This window comes from Diaphorobacter oryzae DSM 22780, from assembly GCF_059568935.1.
On sequence record NZ_JCANUL010000001.1, the window covers coordinates 612,403 to 631,632 of the forward strand.

Consider the following 19,230-nt stretch of genomic DNA (forward strand, 5'->3'; position numbering starts at 1 on the left):
GTGCAAACGCTCCAGGGCCCGCACGCCCAGCGCATCCCGCACATCGGCATGCAGCTCGGCCAGCAGGCCGTCGGGACTGGCGTTCAGCATGGCTCCTTCTCCCAGGAGATGAAGGCCCAGCGCATGGGCTGGCCCGCGCGCTCGGCGGGCGTGGCGCGCCCGTACCAGGCGCGCAGGCGCGCGGTTTCCTGCTCGTCCAGCCGGCCCAGCGACCACGCCACGCGGCGGGCGTATTCGTCGAAGTCCGGCGCATCGGCCAGGCGGCTCTCCTGCGTGATGTAGGACAGGCCGGGGTGGATGCCCATGCGGTGCAGGATGTTCACGACGTAGATGTAGTCCGGCATGGCAGTGAGGCTGCGGCCGATCACGCGCTGGATCGCCGGGTCGATGAAATGCCCGCCCACCGGGTGCGTGAGGTACACGCGCCGCCGCGCCTTGGCGTCGATCTGGGCCAGCGCCGCGGCGATGTCGTCCACCAGCGTGGCCCGCGAGGCGACGGCGATGTCGCACACGGGCACGTCGCTCCAGTCATCTTCCCAGGCGCGGTGCAGCGTCTCGACGTGGGTGAAGCCCTGTGCGGCCGCCTGCGCGCGCAGGGCCTCCAGCATGGCGGCGCTGTAGTCCAGCCCCACCACGCGCCGCAGCCTTGGGGCCACGGCCAGCGCGATGGTACCGGGGCCACAGCCCACGTCGAGCAGCGATTCGGCGCCCGCCAGGTCCATGCGCGCGACGAAGTCCTGCGTGTAGCCGCTGCGCTGCGCCCTGGCGGCCATGCCGGCGGCGCAGGAATCCCAGTCGCTGGCGGTCTTGCGCGTGCGCTGGGCCGCGCCCGTGGCAAGGGCCAGATGGTCGCGGTACAGGCGGCCGAAGTCGATGGTGTCCATGGTCATGCTGTCATCCTGTTCAAGGTGGTGGCAACGGCGCTTTCGCTCACGCCGTAGAGCGCGGCCAGCGCCGCCGGGGTGGCGGTGGCGTGCGGCGCGCCGATGGCCGCCAGGCGCCCGCCGCCCAGCAGCGCGATGCGGTCGGCGATGCGCAGCGCGTGTTCGGGCTGGTGCGTGGTCATGAGCACGGCCATGCCGCCTGCGCGCAGGCGCTCGATGTGCTCCAGCACGCGGATCTGGTTGCCGAAGTCCAGGCTGGCCGTGGGCTCGTCCATCACCAGCAGCGCCGGCTGCTGCACGAGCGCGCGGGCGATCAGCGCCAGCTGCCGCTCGCCGCCGCTGATGGCGGTGTAGCTGCTGGTGCGCAGGCGGGCGATGCCCAGCATCTCCAGGCACTGCCGCGCCAGCTGCCGGTCATGTGCGCCCGGCGCGGAAAAGCGCCCCACGCGCGCGGCGCGGCCCATGAGCACCACGTCTTCCACGGTGAAGGGGAACAGCCCCGCATGCGCCTGCGGCACATAGCCCACATGCCGGGCGAAGGCAGCGCGCGGCCATGCGGCCACGTTCTGCCCATTGCAGCGCACCTCGCCCGCCAGCGGCGGCAGCAGGCCCAGCAGCGTGCGCAGGAGCGTGGTCTTGCCGCTGCCGTTGGCACCCAGCAGGCACAGCACCTCGCCCGGCGCCAGCGCGAAAGAGAGCCCCTGCGCCACGCAGCGCCTGCCGTGGCCCACGGACAGCGCGCACGCCTCCAGCACGGCGCTCATTCGCGCCCCCCGGAGCGGGCCAGCAAGAACAGGAAGAACGGCGCGCCCACCAGCGCGGTGAGAATGCCCAGCGGCAGCTCGATCGACGCCGCGGTGCGCGCCAGCGTGTCGGCCGCCACCAGAAAGCCTCCGCCCAGCAGCAGCGACGCGGGCAGCAGCCGCGAGAATTCCGGCCCCACCAGCAGCCGCGCCACATGCGGCACCACCAGCCCCACCCAGCCCACAATGCCCGCCAGCGACACCGCCGCCGCCGTGGCCAGCGTGGCCGCGGCCACCAGCACCAGGCGCAGGCGGCCCACGGCCACGCCCAGCGCCTGGGCCTCCTCGTCGGGCAGGGACAGCAGGTTGACGCGCCAGCGCAGCAGCGCCAGCGGCACCAGCCCGGCAAGCAGCGCGGGCGCGGTGGCGGCCAGGTCTGCGGGCGTGACTGCGTTCAGCCCACCCAGCAGCCAGAAGGTGATGGAGGGCAGTTGCGTGGTGGGATCGGCCAGGATCTTGATGAGCGAGATGCCCGCGCCCAGCAGCGCGCCCACGGCCACGCCGGCCAGCACCAGCACCAGCACCGGGTCGTGCCGGCGCACCAGGCCCGCCACCGCCAGCACCACGCCGACGGCCAGCAGCCCGCCCACGAAGGCCAGCGCCTGCACCGCCACGATGGGCAGGCCCGCATAGATGGCGACGACCGCGCCCAGCCCCGCACCGGCCGACACGCCCAGGATGTCGGGCGAGACCAGTGGGTTGCGGAACATGCCCTGGTAGGCCGCACCGGCCGCCGCCAGCGCCGCGCCTACCAGCAGCCCCGCGGCCACGCGCGGCAGGCGGATGTTCCACACCACCGTTTCCACCGCCGGCGGCAGGCCCGAGTCGGCCCCCGTGAGGCGCGCGGCCACGGCGCGCCACAGCTCGCCGGGCCCGATGGGGAACTGGCCCGAGGCGAAGGCCAGCACCACCACGGCCACCAGCAGCGCCACGGCCAGCAGCCAGCGCAGCGAATTTGCTATAAATATAGTAGCTATTTGCGCTTGTTGCACGGGCGCCAGAGCCCGATTTGACTCAAACTCCACCCTCGCCCTCCAGCAAGCGCTGCACGGCCTGCGCAGACAAGCTGGCGCCGTAGAAGACCTGGTAGAAGTCCCGCACCGCCTCGTGCAGGGGCGCCAGCGCGCGCAGCGCCGGGTGGCCGGGGTGCAGGTGCTCCAGCAGCCAGCGCACGCCGATCAGCCGGTTGACGCCGGGCGGCCCATCCAGCCAGCCGAAGGGCAGCACGGGCGCGCAGTGCACCCGGCCGGCGCGCACGGCGGCCAGGTCGCGCCACAGCGGGTCGGTGAGCACCCGGCGCGCGAAGGCCGCATCCTGCGTGACGATGACCTCGGGGTTCCACCGCAGCAGCTGCTCCAGCGACACGCGCGTGAGCGAGCCCTGGCCCGCCTCGGCCGCCACGTTGCGGCCCGCACAGAAGTCCAGCAGCTCCACGTTGATGGAGCCGGCCAGCCCCGTCTCCAGCCCGTCCGCGCCGCGCCCGTAGTAGACGCGCGGGCGCCCGGCGGGCGGCACGCTGGCGCGCACCCGCTCGGCCAGGGCGATGGCCGCCTCGGCATCGCGGGCCAGCCGCTCGCCGCGCTCGGCCACGCCCAGCAGGCGCCCCACCTCGCGCAGCTGCGCGGCGTGGTCGGCGATGCGGCCCTGCACCAGCAGCGTGGGCAAGCCGGTCTGCTCGCTCACGCGGCGCACGCCGGAGACATAGGTGGCATCGGCCGTGCCCGCGTCGATCACCAGGTCGGGCGCCAGCTGCAGCAGCGACTCGAGCGGCACCGTGCTGCCGCGCCCCGACAGACGCCCCGTGTGCGGCAGCGCGCGCAGCCGGAGCCCCAGCAGCGCACGCGCCGCGTCGCCCAGCGGGGTGGGCCAGCCCAGGAGCTTTTCCGGCGCCAGCGCCGCCACCAGCACGCCCGCGGGCGGGCCCGCGGCGAACACCTTGCGCACCTGCGGCGGCGCGGGCAGCGCACCGAAGCGCGCCACGACCACGCCGCCGCCGGCTCGCGCCGCACTCCCCGGCTCCCCTGTTGTCTCCTCGCGCGCCTGCACGCGCGCGGCCGTCAGGGCCAGCGGCAGTTGCAGCAGCCAGCGCCGCCGCATCAGGCGCCCCCCGCATGCGCGGCGCGGCCCGCGGCCAGCGTGAACCAGGCCTGCAGCGCGGACAGACGCGCGGGCAGTTCATCGCCCATGCCACCCGTGAAACGGCGCCAGGCATCCAGGTGCCGGTGCGCCACCACGGTGAGCACGGGGATGCCCGCATCCGCCAGCGCCGCCATCTCGGCGGCAAAGCCCCCGCCGGTGGACTCCAGCTCGCCAAAGCGGTTGGTGACGACCAGCTGCACCCGGTCGGCCAACGCCTGGCGCAGCACCCCGCTGGCCCGCGCCACCCCACCAGGGTCGAGGCTGCAGGCCCGCGAGAGCGGCCCGAGGTCTTGCGAGATGGAGAACACCTGGCCCGTGCGCAGGTCCACGAGCTGCATGCGCGGCTTGCCGCCGCCCTCGGCCGGCAGGCGCCGCTGCGCCAGGCCGCCCACGCGCCAGCCCAGGCCCTGCAAGGCCCGGCAGAAGTCGGCCAGCAGGGCGTCGGCGGCGTCGCCGTGGTCCATGTCGCCGGGAACGACGATGGCCGCCAGATCAGAAACGATAGGTGCCATTGATGTACCAGAAGCGCCCCGGCATGGGGTAGCCGTCGGCCAGTTCGTACCACTTGTCGCCCAGGTTGTTCACACCGAAGTCCAGCGCGAAGTCCTTGACGGGCTTGTAGACTGCCTTGAGCCCGGCGGTGCCGAAGCCGCCAAGCTGACGATAGCTGCCGCCGTCGAAGTTGACGCGGCGGCCCTGCTCGGCCTCCAGCGTGGCGCGCAGCTCCCACTGCGCGCTGGGCAGCCAGTTGAGCGCGGCGAACAGGCGGTGGCGCGGCGTTTCGGTCAGCGTCACGCGGTGGTCGCTCAGGTTGGTGCGGTCCAGATAGGTGTAGCTGGCGTTCATGCTCCACTGGGCCGACAACTGCTGGGCCAGCGACAGCTCCAGCCCCATGTTGCGTGTGCGCCCCACGTTCTGCGCCTGGTTGCAGGTGCTGCCGCCGCAGGCGCTGGAGGGCACCACCACCGTCTGGATCTGGTCGTTCACGCGGCTGTGGAACAGGGCCGCCTGCCCCCGGCCGCCCGGCCAGGGCTGGCCGCTCACGCCCAGCTCCAGGTGGTTGGCGGTCTCGGGCTGGAGGTCGGGATTGGGCAGGGCCCGGCCCATGCGCGCCGAGTAGCGGTCCTTGATGGTGGGAAAGCGCGTCTTGCGTGAGGCGATGGCATACACCTCGTCGCCGGACTGGGTGAGCGCGTAGCTCAACCGGGCCAGGCCATTGGTGGCGTCGGCGGAACCCTTGGGCCATTGGTGGACCCGCTTGGCGTCGCGCTTTTCGTGGCTCACGCCCAGACTGAGTTGCCAGCGTTCGGACAGTGCGATGGTGTCCTCGGCCACCAGCGAGGTGGTCACGTCGCGGTAGAACTTGCCCTCATCGTCGTGCTCGTCGCGCTTGTAGTGCGCGGCAAAGCGCAGCTCATGCCCCTGCAGGCTGTAGTTGGCCCACTCGATGGTGGCGCCCTTGCTCGTGTCCTTGTAGCTGCTGGTCGGGTCGCGCCGGGTGTAGCTGGCGTCCCGGTACATATCCAGGCCGTTTTTGTAAGTGTCGTGGTACAGCCGGGTCTTGAGCACGTTGTTGCTGCCGATGCGCGTGGTGCTCAGGAAATAGACGCTGTCCTTGTCCCAGTACGGCCAGCGCCAGTAGCGCACGGCATTCTTCTGCGCGGAGGTGCCGGTATAGACCGGGTTGCCCTTCTCGCCCTCCTGGCGCACGTAGCCCAGGGCGTATTCGTCGGTGGCGTTGGGTGTGAGGCCCAGCTTGAAGGACAGGCGCTTGTCGGTGCGGTAGGCGTTCTCGCGGCGGCTGCCGGTGTCCGTGGGCTTGCGCTTGTAGTCGGTGAACCCCTTGGGCAGCGGAAAGCCGTCGGCATCCAGGTAGGAGGCGCCCAGTTGGTAGTACCAAAGGCCCTGGTTGCCGCCCAGGTTGACGGCCGCCTTGCGCGTCTGGCCCGCGCCCAGCCCCAGGCGCGCATCGCCCTCGAAGGCCTTGACCGGCTTGCGCGTGACGAGGTTGATTGCCCCGCCCAGCGTGTTCGGGCCATACAACAGCGACGCACCCGCCTTGGCGACGCGAATCTCGGCCAGGTCGAAGGTGGTGAAGCGGCCGAAGTCCACATAGCCGTCGTAGGGCACGTACAGTGGCACGCCGTCCACATAGACCGGCACCTGGCGCGCATCGAAGCCCCGCAGGTAGAGCATTTCCTCGTTGCGGCTGTTGCGCGTCAGGCTCACGCCGGGCAGCAGACGCACGGCATCGGCCACGGTGTCAGCGTTGTCGCGCGCGATCTCCTGCTGGCCCAGCACGGCCTCGTCGGCAGTGCTGGCGGGCACGGGCGAGCCCACCACCGTCACCGTGCCCAGCTCAAAAACGCCTTGCGCGGCCTGCACGGCCCCTGCGGAAAGCCCCAGCGCCAACAGCACCGGGCCCGCCGCCCTCCGCCGGCGCCCTCGATCCACGGCCAACGCGCTCCCTGTCATCTCATCTCCTCGATTCGCTATAGAAGTTTGTATATAGCGATAGACAAAACAAAAGCCACCGCCTTGGGGTTCTGCGGTGGCGTCACGATTACATGTCGCAATATATATCCAAATATAACGAAATGCCATTTCCGGCCCCACGCTCTGACCTGGATCAAGCCCCTCGCACCAGCGGCGGCGGCGTGCGGTCCTGTCCTACAAGCCAATGCGCGCTTGTGAAACTCCAGACGCGCGGCACACTCTCACACTGAAGACATTGATCGCCCTTCTGCCTGGAGTGACGCCATGCCATCGCTTGCGTCAGCACGGACTCCCGCTTACCGCCAGGGCCTGGCGTGGCTGCTGGCCTGCGCCCCTCTGTCCCAGGCGGCGGCAGACACCGGCTTTGCGCCGCCCGCTGCGGCCATGGCGCTTCTGGAGGTCTCGGGCAGCCCCTCCCCTCTGGACACGCTGGGCGAATCCCAGCGCCTGGACGTCACGCGCTGGCTATCGCCGGGCAGCGCCAGCAGCCTGGGCTTCTCGCTGGGGCTGACGCTGCCCACCCGCTCGAACCTGCTGCCGCACAGCATGGCACCCTCCCCCTGGGGAATGGATATCGGGGTGCGCTGGCGCACGCAACTGGGCAGCGGCCGCCATCTGGACATGGCTGCCTGGACGCGCACGGCCTACGCCGGCCAGGAGCCCGACGCCATGGGCATGATCTGGCACCGCGAGCAGGGCCGCTTCGGCACCCGGCTGGAGGTGCAGTGGACCAACTCCCGCACCCGCGGCCTGGTGCCCGAGTTCGGCGCCATCGGCGTGCAATTGGAGGGCCACTCGCGCCTGCTGCTGCGCGCACGGGGCGGCGGCCCGATGCTGTACTACCGCACCAAGTTCTGAACCCGCTGCCGGGCGCCCTCGCCCGCCGCGCGGCCCGTGGCGAAGCAGGCGGTGAGCAGATAGCCGCCCGTGGGCGCCTCCCAGTCCAGCATCTCACCGGCACAGAACACGCCGGGCAGTTCGCGCAGCATGAGGTGCTCGTCCAGCGCCTTGAACGGCACGCCCCCGGCAGTGCTGATGGCCTCGTCCAGCGGACGCGCGGCCACCACGGTGATGGGCAGGGCCTTGATGGCGCGGGCCAGCGCCACCGGGTCGGCCATGCCGTCCTTGCCCAGCTGCTCGTAGAGGATGGCGGTCTTGATGCCCTCCAGCCCCAGGCGCCCCTTGAGGTGGCTGGACAGGCTGCGCGAGCCGCGCGGGTGGCGCACCTCGACCAGCACGCGCTCGGGCGTGTGGTCGGGCAGCAGATCCAGGTGGAAGGTCGCATGGCCGTGGGCGGCGATCTCGTCGCGCAGCAGGGCCGAGACGGCGTAGACCAGACTGCCCTCCACGCCCGTGGCCGTGGCCACGAACTCGCCCCGGCGCTCGAAGTGCTGGCCCTGGCTGTCGGTAAACGCCAGCGCCACCGATTTGAAGGGCTGGCCCGCGAAACGCTCGGCAAAGTGCGGCGTCCAGCCCACGGCCGGCGCCGGCTGGCGGCCCAGCAGCTCCTGCAGGAACGCGCGGCGGGTTTCCCCCACGGGCGCCCCCGCGTCCATGCGCGGCACGTCGAAGCCGCAGTTGGCCGGCGCCAGCGGCGCGATGGGCACGCCGCGCTGGGCCAGCAGCGGCGCCCAGGCCCCGTCGGAGCCCAGCCGCGCCCAGCTGCCGCCGCCCAGGGCCAGCACCACGGCCTGCGCGGCCACCATCGCCTCGCCCGCGGGCGCTGCAAAGCGCAGCCGCTGCGCCGCGCCGTCGGCGGGCGCCCAGCCCACCCAGCGGTGGCGCATGTGGAACTGCACGCCCTGGGCGCGCAGGCGCTGCAGCCAGGCGCGCAGCAGCGGCGCGGCCTTCATGTCGCGCGGAAACACGCGGCCCGAGGTGCCGACGAAGGTCTCCACGCCCAGCGCTTCGGCCCAGGCGCGCAGCTGATCGGGACCGAAATCCCGCAGCCAGGGCGCCAGCGCCGCCTGGCGCGCGCCGTAGCGCGAGACGAAGGGCTCGAACGGCTCGGAATGCGTGAGGTTAAGGCCGCCCTTGCCCGCCAGCAGGAACTTGCGTCCCACGGAGGGCATGGCGTCGAACACATGCACGCGCAGGCCGGCGCCGGCGGCCACCTCGGCCGCCATCAGGCCGGCGGGGCCGCCGCCGATCACGGCCAGGTCGCAGGAAAGGGGAAGGGAATCGGGTTCGGTCATAGCTCGTCCATCAAAACAGTTCGCCCTGGGGCGGGGCATCGTCCACCAGCACCAGGCGTCCGTCGCCCGAAAGGAATGCGGCGTACACGGGCTCGCCCGGCAGCTGGGCGCGCACGGCCTCGCGGTACAGGCGCATCTGGGCCAGCAGCTGGGGCTGGCGCTCGGGCGTGGTGGCGCTCTTGTAGTCCAGCACCCACCAGGCGGCCGGGGCAGCGGCGCTGGCGCGGCGGCGCACCAGCCGGTCCAGGCGCAGGCTCTGGCCCTGGTACACCAGGGGCGCCTCGTTGATCGCGCGCTCCACCTGCGCCGCGTCCCAGGCCCAGGCGCCCTCGCCCTGCAGGATGCGCCGCGCCATGGCCGCGGCCTGCGCGGCGGCGTCGGGTGCCAGGTCAAAGTCGCGCGCCAGCCGCGCCAGCCGCTGCGCGGGCCAGCCGCCGTCGCGCAGGGCCTGCAGCGGGCCGCCCGCCACGCCCGCCTGCTCCAGCAGCTGGTGCATGGCCTCGCCCTGGCGCGACTGCGGCGTGGTGACCGGTGCGCCCGCGCTGGCGGCGCCTTCCGCCGCCGTGCGACCCGCATAGGGCGGCAGCTCCAGCAAGGTCGCGGCCGCCGGGTCGGCCGCGCCATCGCCCTGCGCGGCGGGCGGCAGGTCGGCATCGGCCATGTCCGGCGCCAGCCGGTTCCACCAGCTGCCGGGCGCGGCCGTGGACGACTGCACCGCCGACAGCGCCAGGCAATGCTTGGCGCGCGTCATGGCCACGTAGAGGGTGTTGAGTTCCTCGCGCTGACGCTCCGCCTGCTCGGTCGCCAGCAGATCAACCGCACTGGGCGGCGGGCTGGACTCGCTGGCCAGGAAGACGAAGCGGCGCGGCACGGCCTGCTCGCCCGGCCAGTCCACCAGCGCGCCCATGGTTTCAGCCTTCTGCGCGCGGGCGTCGGTGTCCAGCAGCAGCACGCTGTGCGCCTCCAGCCCCTTGGCGCCGTGGACGGTGAGCAGGCGCACGGCCTGCGCATCCACGCGGCCGGGCGCGCGCAGGCCCGGCCGCTTCATGGCGCGCACGAAGGCGTAGGAGGTGAGGTAGCGCCCGCCGCCCTCCTGCAGCGCGGCCGCGAGCAGCGCCCGCAGGTTGGCCAGCACGCTGGCGCGCTGCGTGGCGGGCGCGGCCGCGGCAAAGCGCGCCAGCACGTCGCCATGCTGGTAGATGGCGTGCAGCGCATCGTGCGGCGGCAAGGTGTCGGCCCAGCGCTTGTATTGAGCCAAATCGGGCTGTAGCGCTTGCAGGATAGGCGGTAGAAGCTCACTTTTTTGCAGCACATCAAACCAACTGCACGGCGCCTGCGCGGGCTGGCGCGACAGCAGCGCGAGCTGCACCAGCGCATCGTCGGGCACGCCGAACAGCGGCGACTTGAGCGCGCGGGCCAGCGACAGGTCATGCCCCGGGGAGACCAGCGCATCCAGCAGCGCCACCAGGTCCTGCACCTCGGGCGCCTCGCCCAGCTCCGCCTTCTCGGGCTGCACGCAGGGAATGTGCAGCGCGCGCAGCGCCTCCTGCATGGCGGCCAGGCGGTCGCGCTTGCGCGCGAGCACCATGATCTCCTGCGCGGGCACGCCGGCGGCGATCTGCGCCGCCACCCATTGGGCGGCCTGGGCGCATTCGCGCATGCGCAGGGTTTCCTCGGCCTCATGGCGCGGCTGGGTGAGGCTGTCGCGCCAGGCGGGCGTATCGGCCGCGGTGTCTGCCGCAGCGCCCTCATCCGCCGCATCCGCCGTGATCGCGGGCAGGCGCAGCAGGCGCCCGGGGTCCTGCGATTCCGTGGTGTGGCCGCGAAAGCCGGCGTACTCACCCTGCGCCTGCGCCGCCTGCATGGCCTGGTTGACCGCCGCGATCACGCCCGTGGCGTTGCGCCGCGTGTGGTCGCACGACAGCAGGTCGCCGCCGAAGGCCTCGCGCACGAAGGCCTGGGCGGCCAGGAACACCTGGGGCTCGGCGCGGCGGAAACGGTAGATGCTCTGCTTGGGGTCGCCCACGATGAACACGCTGGGCGGCTGCTGGCCGCTGGCGCCGCCGCCCGCGCCCGCATAGCCGGCCAGCCAGGCGTGCAGCGCCTGCCACTGCAGCGGATTCGTGTCCTGGAACTCGTCCACCAGCAGGTGGCGCACGCGCGCATCCAGGCGCTCCTGCACCCAGCCCGAGAGCACGGGGTCGGACAGCATGACCAGCGCCGTGCGCTCCACGTCGTTCATGTCCACCCAGCCGCGCTCGCGCTTGAGCGCCCCGAACTGCGCGACGAGCGCGCGCGCCAGCCGCGCCATGCGCTGCTGGTGCTGCCAGGCCTCGTGCTGGCGGCGCGCGGCGCACAGGCGTTGCAGCTCGCCCTCGGCCTCCTGGGCGGCGGCGAACTTTTCCAGGTTCTTGCTCAGGCGGTCCTCGCTGGCGACGAAGAAGGCCTTGCGCAACATCTCCAGGCGCCGGCCCAGGTCATCGCACAGCCAGGCGTCGATGACGGCGTTGGCGGCCTTCTGCGGGGTCTTGTTCGACTCGCTCCCCAGGGCCTGGGCCCAGGCGTGCCAGCGCTGGCGTGCCGCGTCGGTGGCCAGCGCCTCGGCCGGATCGGCCAGGCCGGCCAGATCGGCGAACTGCGCGCCGAAGGGCGGGATGGACGCGTCGATGACGCCCGCCTCGTCGGCCAGCGTGAATTCCACGCGCTTGGCCAGCGCGCCCTCCAGCGCCTTGTGCGTCTGCGACCGGCCGTGGCGCGCCACGCAGGCCTCGTAGTCGGCGCGCAGCGGGGCGTCCTGCGCCACGGCCTGCAGAAAGGGGCGCCAGACCGCGCGCACGGCCTCGGCGTCGTCTTCGAGCAGCTCGTAGTGCGCGGGCAGGCCCTGCTGCTCCAGCACCGACAGCGGCGCCGTGCCGAGCAGCGCGGCGAACCAGCTGTGGAAGGTGCGGATCTGCATGGGGCGGCCCGCATCCAGCGTCTGGCGGTATAGTTTTTGTAGCTGCTCGCGCTTATCCAGTGCGCCTTGGGGGCTGATTCCTCTTGCAATCAGCTCCCGCTCCAGCGCGGGCAGCGGCTGGGCGGAGAACTCCTGCAGCCATTCCTGCAGGCGCTGGCGCATCTCGCCCGCGGCCTTCTTGGTGAAGGTGATGGCCAGGATCTCGTGCGGCGCACAGCCGTCGAGCAGCGCGCGCAGCATGCGCGAGACCAGCATCCAGGTCTTGCCCGCGCCGGCGCAGGCCTCCACCGCCACGCTGCGCGCGGGGTCGCAGGCGATGGCGTAGAAGGCCTCGCGCGTGACGCTCTGGCCGTTGTGTTCGTAGGCAGCTTGCATGGCGGCCGCCCGGGCTGCTTCAGTCATTCCAGAAATCCTTGCGACACAGGCCGCGCGCGGCGCACCAGTCGCACACGGCGCCCTCGCCCAGCGCGGGCAGTGGCGCGCCCTGCGCGATGCGCGCCATGTCGTGCCGGATGCCGTCTATCAGCAGGTCGCGCAGCTCCACCACGTCGTCTTGCTCGTGCAGGCGGGTTTCGCCGCGTTCGCCCACGTTCACGTAGGCGGCGCGCAGGTGGTCGTCCTGCATCAGCGCGGCGTAGAAGGCCAGCTGGGTGTCCTCGGCCCCGGCCTTGATGCGGCCGCGCGTGGCGGCGTCGCTCTCGGTCTTGTAGTCGATCACCATGGGCAGGGGCTCGCCGCCGCCCTCGGGGCGCACCGCGTCCACGCGGTCGAGCGTGCCCACCAGCTCCAGCGCGCCCAGCGGCTGGCGCGCGCGCAGCTCGGCCTGGCGAAAGCTGGCGCCGCCGGCTTCATGCTTGGCCAGCCATTCCAGGTAGCCGCCGCGCAGCGCAGGCCAGCCCGAGGCGTAGGGCAAAAAGTCGCCCTCTTGCAGCCGCAGCTCGCGCGTGGCGCGGGCCGCGGCCTGGTCCATGAGGGCGGCGCGCTCCGCATCATCAGCCACGGGTGCATCGCGCAGCGCTTCGTGGAAGTGCTGCAGCACGGCGTGCAGCCAGGTGCCGAAATCGCGCTTGTCGATCTCCGCGCCCAGCTCATCCTCCTCCTGCAACCCCAACTGGCGCAGCGCGAAGAAGCGGTAGGGGCAGTGGCGCAGGTCGGAATAGGCCGATGACGACAGCCGCTGCACCGGCAGCTGCGCGCCCACGGGCAGGGGGCGCTGCACGGGCGCCGCCGGCACGGTGCGCGGCACGCGCGTCTCGGCGCCCTGCGCCGCGCCGCCGTCGAGCTGCAGCGCCAGCACCAAAGGGCTGGCCAGCAAGGGCTCGCCGCCCTCGTCGCCCACGCGCCACAGGATGTCCACGCGCGGCGTGCGCAAGGCGTTGGCCCAGGCCGCGCGCTGCGCCGCGGCCAGCTCCTCGCGCGTGGGCAGGCCCAGGCCTTCGCGCTGCGCCTGCGTCCAGGGGCCCGGCGGCTCGGGCGCGGCCTGCAGGCGCTTTTCGTCGCAGCCGGGCAGCACCAGGGCGGCAAACGGGCGCGCCAGCAGTTGCGGCAGCGGCAGCACCACCACGGGTGCGTCGGCCAGGTATTCAGGGCGGTAGCGGGCGGACTCCAGCACCTCGCCCACCCAGCGCGTGAAGTCCTGCAGGCCCATGCGCCGGCCCGCGCCGTCGAGCGTCTGCAGATCGGCCTGCAGGCCCTCGGGCAGGCGCAGCTCGGCCAGCACACGCGCGCCGGCCGCATCCAGCAGCAGGCCGTCCCACAACCCGCAGTCCTGCAGCAGTTCGCGCAGCGCCTGCAGCCACTGGGCCAGCGGCCGCGCGGCGCGCAGACGGTTCCGCCAGTCCTGCACCTGCGTGGCCAGGGCAGCCTCGGCCGGGCGCCGATCGGCCGCGGCCTCCAGCTCGGTCGCTGCCTGCTCCCACTGCCGCGCACCCGTGCGGCGCAGCCAGTGCTCCAGCGGACGCAGCGCATCCCCGCCCACGGTGGCGGCCTGCTTGAGCCAGTCAAGTACGGCGTCGGCCGTCGCGTCCCAGGCGCAGGCGCGCAGCGCGGCCATGAGCTGCGCCGCAGCATGCGTGGTGGAAAGCATCCAGCCGTTCTCGTCATGCACGGCCACGTGCGCGCCACCCAGCAGCGCGCTGATGCGGCGCGTGAGCGCGCGGTCATTGGCGGCCAGCGCCACAGGCACATGGCCCTGCGCCAGATGCGCCAGCACGCAGGCGGCGCTGCGCTGGGCCTCGTCCTCCGCGTCGGCCACCCTGTGCAGCGCGGACGGGTGCGCGGGCGGTGCGTCATCCTGCGCCTGCGGCAGTCCCACGGTACAGGCGGCCGGGCCCCAATGCTCCGCCAGGGCGCGGGCCAGCGGATCGGGCTGAAAGCCCTCGACCACCACCAGCAGGTCCACGGCCATGCGCACGCCGGGCTCGAACAGCACGTCGCCCGCATGGCGCGAGGCCAGCACCCATTCCAGCGCGACGCGCGCGGCGGCGGCCTCCAGACGCAGGGCACCGCCATCGCCGGCCGCCGGCAGCAGGTCGCGGGCCGTGTCGGCCCAGGCCGCGCGGTCCGCGGGCGCAACCGCCGCCACCACGCCAGCAAGCTGCGCCGCCATCTCCAGCAGCGGGCCGACCAGCACTTCGCGATGCTCCGCCAGGCCGGCGCTTTCCAGCAGCGATCGGGCCGTGACAGCATCGCGGGCCATGTCGCCGGCGAACTCGCTGCCTTCGGGCAGCGGCATGCCGAGTTGGCGCGACCAATTACGCGTGGTTTCAAAGCGCGGCACGAAACCCTGGGGATACAGGGATTGCCATTGCCGGCGCGCCTCGGCCATGAGCTGCGCGTAGGGCACCAGCACCACGGTGCTGGCAAGATGGGCGGCGCGCTCCGCCGCGCGCGCGCGCACTGTCTCGAACACGGCCCGCCAACAACGCGCGACCTGATCACTTTTCGCTATGACTGTCATAGCGTCACAAGCACCGGCCATACCGGGATGCGGGGATTCGGTTTCTGTCACAATGACCGGACTGTATACGTATCAGCACCTGCTACCGCCCAAACAAGGAACTAAGGAACGCGCCATGGCAAGCGAACTCATCAAACATCTCTCCGACGCCAGCTTTGAAGCCGATGTGCTGAAAGCGGGCACCCCGGTGCTGGTGGACTACTGGGCCGAATGGTGTGGCCCCTGCAAGATGATCGCGCCCATCCTCGACGAGGTGGCCGGTGCCTATCAGGGCAAGCTCACCATCGCCAAGATGAACGTGGACGAGAACCGCGAAATTCCCGCCAAGTTCGGCATCCGCGGCATTCCCACGCTGATGCTGTTCAAGAATGGCGAGCTGGCGGCCACCAAGGTCGGCGCCATGAGCAAGGCCCAGCTCACGGCCTTCATCGACCAGCAACTGGCCTGACCCTCTCCGGCTGACAGCCCCGCCGGCCGCCACCCAAGCGGCCGGCCTTGCACAGCAAGCCTTGCGCGGCAAGCAATGCCGCCAACCACCGACGGTGGCTCAAAAAATTTTCCTGTCATAATCCACGCTGATCGCCTCGCCGCAGTTTTTCATCGCGGCCGGTTTCAGGTCACAGGCTCGCCAGATCCGCCATCACCCATGGCCCCGCGCGACACACAGCCTCCTCCCCTCAAGAAGACATACCACTCCGTCCAGGAGTCACCCCATGCACCTTAACGAACTCAAGGCACTGCACGTGTCTGAAGTCCTCAAGCAGGCCGAAGAACTCGAAATCGAAAACGTCGGCCGCATGCGCAAGCAGGAGCTGATGTTCGCCATCATCAAGAAGCGCGCCAAGGCCGGCGAACAGGTGTTCGCCGACGGCGTGCTCGAGATCCTGCCCGACGGCTTCGGCTTCCTGCGCAGCCCCGACACGAGCTACACCGCGAGTACCGACGACATCTACATCTCGCCCAGCCAGGTGCGCCGCTTCAACCTGCACACCGGCGACATGATCGAGGGCGAGGTGCGCACCCCGAAGGACGGCGAGCGCTACTTCGCGCTGACCAAGCTCGATTCCGTCAACGGTGGTCCGCCCGAGCAGAACAAGCACAAGGTGATGTTCGAGAACCTCACGCCGCTGTTCCCCAAGGAGCAGATGAAGCTCGAGCGCGAGATCAAGGGCGAGGAGAACATCACCGGCCGCATCATCGACATCATCGCCCCCATCGGCCGCGGCCAGCGCGCGCTGATCGTCGCCCCGCCCAAGAGCGGCAAGACGATGATGATGCAGAGCATCGCCCACGCCATCACCGCCAACCACCCGGACGTGCACCTGATGGTGCTGCTGGTGGACGAGCGCCCCGAGGAAGTGACCGAGATGCAGCGCTCGGTCAAGGGCGAGATCATCGCCTCCACCTTTGACGAACCCGCCGCGCGCCACGTGCATGTGGCCGAGATGGTGATCGAGCGCGCCAAGCGCCTCGTGGAGCTGAAAAAGGACGTGGTGATCCTGCTGGACTCCATCACCCGCCTGGCCCGCGCCTACAACAACGTCGTGCCCAGCTCGGGCAAGGTGCTGTCGGGCGGCGTCGATTCGAACGCGCTGCAGCGCCCCAAGCGCTTCTTCGGCGCGGCGCGCAAGGTTGAGGAAGGCGGCTCGCTGACCATCATCGCCACGGCCCTGGTCGACACCGGCAGCCGCATGGACGAAGTGATCTTTGAAGAGTTCAAGGGCACGGGCAACAGCGAGGTGCACCTGAACCGCCGCCTGTACGAAAAGCGCGTGTTCCCGGCCATCGAGCTGAACAAGAGCGGCACGCGCCGCGAAGAGCTGCTGTTGCCCCCCGAGATCCTGCAGAAGACCCGCATCCTGCGCCAGTTCATGTACAACATGGACGAGATCGAGGCCATGGAGCTCATGATCAAGAACATGAAGGCCACCAAGACCAACGTGGACTTCTTCGACATGATGCGCCGCGGCGGCTGACCCGCCCCGCGCCCAGGCACCGACAGCCCCGCCACCGTGCGGGGCTTTTTCATGGCGCTCGCCCGGCGCACCGGGGGCGCGCAAGGCGGCCCCGCTTGATGGGCATCAAGACGCAAGACTGCCCACTGGGCATACTGACAGGCCTTACCTTCCCGGCATGGGCACCAGCGCCAGCGCTGGGCTCGCATGAGCGTCACGCAACTGTGATGTGATTGCACCGCCCATCCACCATCCTTGGCCCGCGCATGTCCCTGCATTTGCCCGTCACGCTGCCCGGCTCCTTCGGCCGCACCCTGCTCGGCACCGGTGTGCTGGCCTGCCTGCTTGCCGGCTGCGCCGGGCCTGTGCGCATCGACGCACCGTCCACCACACTGCTGCCGGCTGCCTGGCCCACGGCCGACAACGGCCCTGCCCAGACGGGCATGGCCGAGTGGTCTGCGTTCTACAGCGACCCGCAGTTACAAGGCCTGGTGCGCAAGGCCCTGGACAACAACCGCGAGCTGCGGCTGGCGCTCCTGCGCGTCGAAGAAGCCCGGGCCGCCCTGGGCCTGCAGTCGGCCGACCGCTGGCCCACGCTGGCCGTGGGCGCCAACCACTCGCGGGCGCGGGTTCCTGGTGACCTCAATCTCACCGGCCGCTCCGTGACTGCAGGCGAGCGCCACCTGGGCCTGGCCGTCAGCAGTTGGGAGCTGGACCTGTGGGGGCGCGTGCGCAGCCTGGAGACGGCGGCGCAGCAGGCCTACCTGGCATCGGGCGAAGGCAGCCGTGCGGCCCAGGCCGCCCTCGTGAACCAGGTGGCGCGCAACTACCTCGCCTGGCGCGAGACGCAGGAGCGCATCGCGCTGACCGAAAGCACCATCGCCACGCGGCGCGAGAGCCTGCGCATCTTCAGCCGCCGGCATGCGGCGGGCGCCATCTCCCGCCTGGCGCTGACGCAGGTGGAAACGCTGCTGTACCAGGCCAAGTCCATCGGCACCCAGCTGGCGCAGCAGCAGGCCCTGCAGGCCCACGCCCTCGCGCAGCTCGTGGGCCTGCCCTGGGGCGATCTCGGCCTGGCGGCGCAGCCCACCAGCCTGGAGGTTCCTGCCGTGCCGGCCGGCCTGCCCTCCGACCTGTTGCTGAACCGCCCCGACATCGCGGCGGCGGAGCACGGCCTGCGCGCCGCCAACGCCCGCGTGCAGGCCGCGCGCGCCGCGTTCTTTCCGCGCATCGCGCTCACCGGCAGCCTGGGAACGGCCAGCGCCCACCTGGACGGCCTGTTCGACGGCGGCAGCGGCGCCTGGACCTTTTCGCCCAGCCTCTCGTTGCCGCTGTTCGACGGGGGGCGCCTGCAATCCAACCTGGACCTGAGCGCCGCACGCCAGAACATGGCCGTGGCCGAATACGAAAGAACCGTGCAGGCGGCCTTTCGCGACATGTCGGACGCCCTGGCCTCGCGCGCGGCAGCGGCCCAGCAGATCCACCTGCAGCAGGCCAACCGCGATGCGCTGCGCGAGCGCGCCCGGCTGGCGCAACTGCGCTACGAGCATGGCGCCACGCCCTACTTCGAGGTGCTGGACGCGCAGCGCGACCTGCTGAGCGCAGAGCAGCAGCTGGTGCAGGCGCGCTACGCCCTGCAGGCCGCGCAGATCGCCGTCTACGCGGCGCTGGGCGGCGGCGCACCCGCACAGCCCCCCGCCGCATCAGTGGCCCGCTGACCCCACCACGGATTCCCCGCATGACACAGGCACTCTCCCCCGCTCTCAAAAAAATCCTCATCGCCACCGCCGCCGTGGCCGCCATCGCCGTGCTGGGCGGCTACGCATGGCTGCAGTGGAAGGCCTCGCAGCAGAACGCCGGGCTCGTGGGCGGCAACGGCCGCATCGAGGCGACCGAGGTGGATGTGGCCACCAAGTACGGCGGCCGCGTGGCCGACATCCTGGTGCAGGAGGGCGACTTCGTGCAGGCCGGCCAGCCCCTGGCGTACATGCAGGTGGACAGCCTGCAGGCCCAGCAGCGCGAGGCCGAGGCCGGACGCGACCGCGCCCTGCAGGCCGTCGCCTCGGCCCGCGCGCAGGTGGCCCTGCGCGAGAGCGAGCACATGGCGGCCCAGGCCCTGATTGCGCAGCGCGAGGCCGACCTGGATGCCGCCCAGCGCCGCGTGGCGCGCTCCGAGACGCTGGCGCGCGAGGGTGCCTCGTCCGAGCAGGAGCTAGACGACGACCGCGCCCGCGTGCGCAGCGTGCAGGCCGCACTCAAGGCCACGCAGGCGCAGGCGCAGGCGGCCAAGGCCGCGATCGAGGCCGCGCGCACCCAGGTGGCCGGCGCCGAGTCGGCCGTGAAGGCCGCCGACGCCACGGTGCAGCGCATCCGTGCCGACCTGGACGACAGCACGCTGACCGCGCCGCGCGACGGCCGCGTGCAGCTGCGCCTGGCCCAGCCGGGCGAGGTGCTGGGCGGCGGCGGCAAGCTGCTGAACCTGGTGGACCTGACCGACGTGTACATGAGCTTCTTCCTGCCCGAGACCGTGGCGGGCCGCGTGGCCCTGGGAACGGAGGTGCGCATCGTGCTCGACGCGGCGCCGCAGTACGTGATTCCCGCCAAGGTGTCGTTCGTGGCCAGCACGGCGCAGTTCACGCCCAAGACGGTGGAGACGGCCAGCGAACGCCAGAAGCTCATGTTCCGCGTCCGGGCGCGCATCGCCCCCGAGCTGCTGCGCCAGCATCTCGCGCAGGTCAAGACCGGCCTGCCCGGCCATGCCTGGATCCGGCTGGACGGCACGCAGGACTGGCCCGCGCACCTGCAGCACGCCGTGACCCCGTAAGGGCGGCAGCACCGGGAAA

General features: G+C 71.7%; 14 protein-coding genes. 5 read left to right on the plus strand and 9 right to left on the minus strand.

Annotation, left to right across the window (positions count from 1 at the left end; all coding sequences use genetic code 11):
* Positions 1–83: 83 nt before the first annotated feature.
* The 6 genes from BP68_RS02835 to BP68_RS02860 are packed head-to-tail and all read right to left on the minus strand — an operon-like array spanning position 84 to position 6,301.
* The gene (locus BP68_RS02835; RefSeq protein ID WP_496368875.1) at positions 84–890 is read right to left on the minus strand and encodes a class I SAM-dependent methyltransferase; all 807 of its coding nucleotides are present in this window, start codon (positions 888–890) and stop codon (positions 84–86) included.
* Positions 887–1,648, minus strand: a complete 762-nt coding sequence (locus BP68_RS02840; RefSeq protein ID WP_496368877.1) for an ABC transporter ATP-binding protein — start codon at positions 1,646–1,648, stop codon at positions 887–889. Before BP68_RS02840 ends, BP68_RS02835 begins: the two co-directional genes overlap by 4 nt.
* On the minus strand, positions 1,645–2,679 hold the full coding sequence (locus BP68_RS02845; RefSeq protein ID WP_496368879.1) for a FecCD family ABC transporter permease: 1,035 nt from the start codon (positions 2,677–2,679) through the stop codon (positions 1,645–1,647). The genes BP68_RS02840 and BP68_RS02845 overlap by 4 nt, the downstream gene beginning before the upstream one ends.
* 22 nt (positions 2,680–2,701) lie before the next feature.
* Positions 2,702–3,784, minus strand: a complete 1,083-nt coding sequence (locus tag BP68_RS02850; protein ID WP_496368881.1) for an ABC transporter substrate-binding protein — start codon at positions 3,782–3,784, stop codon at positions 2,702–2,704.
* Positions 3,784–4,338, minus strand: a complete 555-nt coding sequence (locus BP68_RS02855) for a DUF2478 domain-containing protein (protein ID WP_496368883.1) — start codon at positions 4,336–4,338, stop codon at positions 3,784–3,786. The genes BP68_RS02850 and BP68_RS02855 overlap by 1 nt, the downstream gene beginning before the upstream one ends.
* Positions 4,319–6,301 (minus strand): TonB-dependent receptor plug domain-containing protein, encoded by a 1,983-nt coding sequence (locus tag BP68_RS02860; RefSeq protein WP_496368885.1) that lies wholly within the window; start codon positions 6,299–6,301, stop codon positions 4,319–4,321. The genes BP68_RS02855 and BP68_RS02860 overlap by 20 nt, the downstream gene beginning before the upstream one ends.
* A gap of 285 nt (positions 6,302–6,586) precedes the next feature.
* On the opposite strand from BP68_RS02860, the gene BP68_RS02865 reads away from it, so the two are divergent.
* A complete protein-coding gene (locus tag BP68_RS02865; RefSeq protein ID WP_496368887.1) occupies positions 6,587–7,180 on the plus strand; it encodes a hypothetical protein in 594 nt (197 codons plus the stop codon).
* Here BP68_RS02865 and BP68_RS02870 read toward each other — a convergent pair.
* From BP68_RS02870 to BP68_RS02880, 3 genes are read right to left on the minus strand one after another with little or no spacing between them, the layout of a single operon-like run.
* Positions 7,162–8,517, minus strand: coding sequence for a BaiN/RdsA family NAD(P)/FAD-dependent oxidoreductase (locus BP68_RS02870; protein WP_496368888.1), 1,356 nt, complete (start codon positions 8,515–8,517; stop codon positions 7,162–7,164). The two genes, BP68_RS02865 and BP68_RS02870, sit on opposite strands and share 19 nt — an antisense overlap.
* A gap of 10 nt (positions 8,518–8,527) precedes the next feature.
* Complete coding sequence (locus BP68_RS02875) at positions 8,528–11,875, minus strand: UvrD-helicase domain-containing protein (protein WP_496368890.1); 3,348 nt, start codon at positions 11,873–11,875, stop codon at positions 8,528–8,530.
* On the minus strand, positions 11,868–14,432 hold the full coding sequence (locus BP68_RS02880; RefSeq protein ID WP_496368892.1) for a PD-(D/E)XK nuclease family protein: 2,565 nt from the start codon (positions 14,430–14,432) through the stop codon (positions 11,868–11,870). Before BP68_RS02880 ends, BP68_RS02875 begins: the two co-directional genes overlap by 8 nt.
* A 115-nt stretch (positions 14,433–14,547) precedes the next feature.
* Between BP68_RS02880 and trxA the strand changes: the two genes are divergently transcribed.
* The 4 genes from trxA to BP68_RS02900 all read left to right on the plus strand — a co-directional run bounded on the left by trxA (position 14,548) and on the right by BP68_RS02900 (position 19,211).
* On the plus strand, positions 14,548–14,880 hold the full coding sequence (gene trxA, locus BP68_RS02885; RefSeq protein WP_011805563.1) for a thioredoxin TrxA: 333 nt from the start codon (positions 14,548–14,550) through the stop codon (positions 14,878–14,880).
* A gap of 265 nt (positions 14,881–15,145) precedes the next feature.
* Positions 15,146–16,408, plus strand: coding sequence for a transcription termination factor Rho (rho, locus tag BP68_RS02890; RefSeq protein WP_496368894.1), 1,263 nt, complete (start codon positions 15,146–15,148; stop codon positions 16,406–16,408).
* A gap of 245 nt (positions 16,409–16,653) precedes the next feature.
* Entirely contained in the window at positions 16,654–18,105 is a 1,452-nt protein-coding gene (locus BP68_RS02895) for an efflux transporter outer membrane subunit (RefSeq protein WP_496368896.1), read from the plus strand.
* 20 nt (positions 18,106–18,125) lie between these two features.
* Positions 18,126–19,211, plus strand: a complete 1,086-nt coding sequence (locus BP68_RS02900; RefSeq protein ID WP_496368898.1) for an HlyD family secretion protein — start codon at positions 18,126–18,128, stop codon at positions 19,209–19,211.
* Positions 19,212–19,230: the final 19 nt, after the last annotated feature.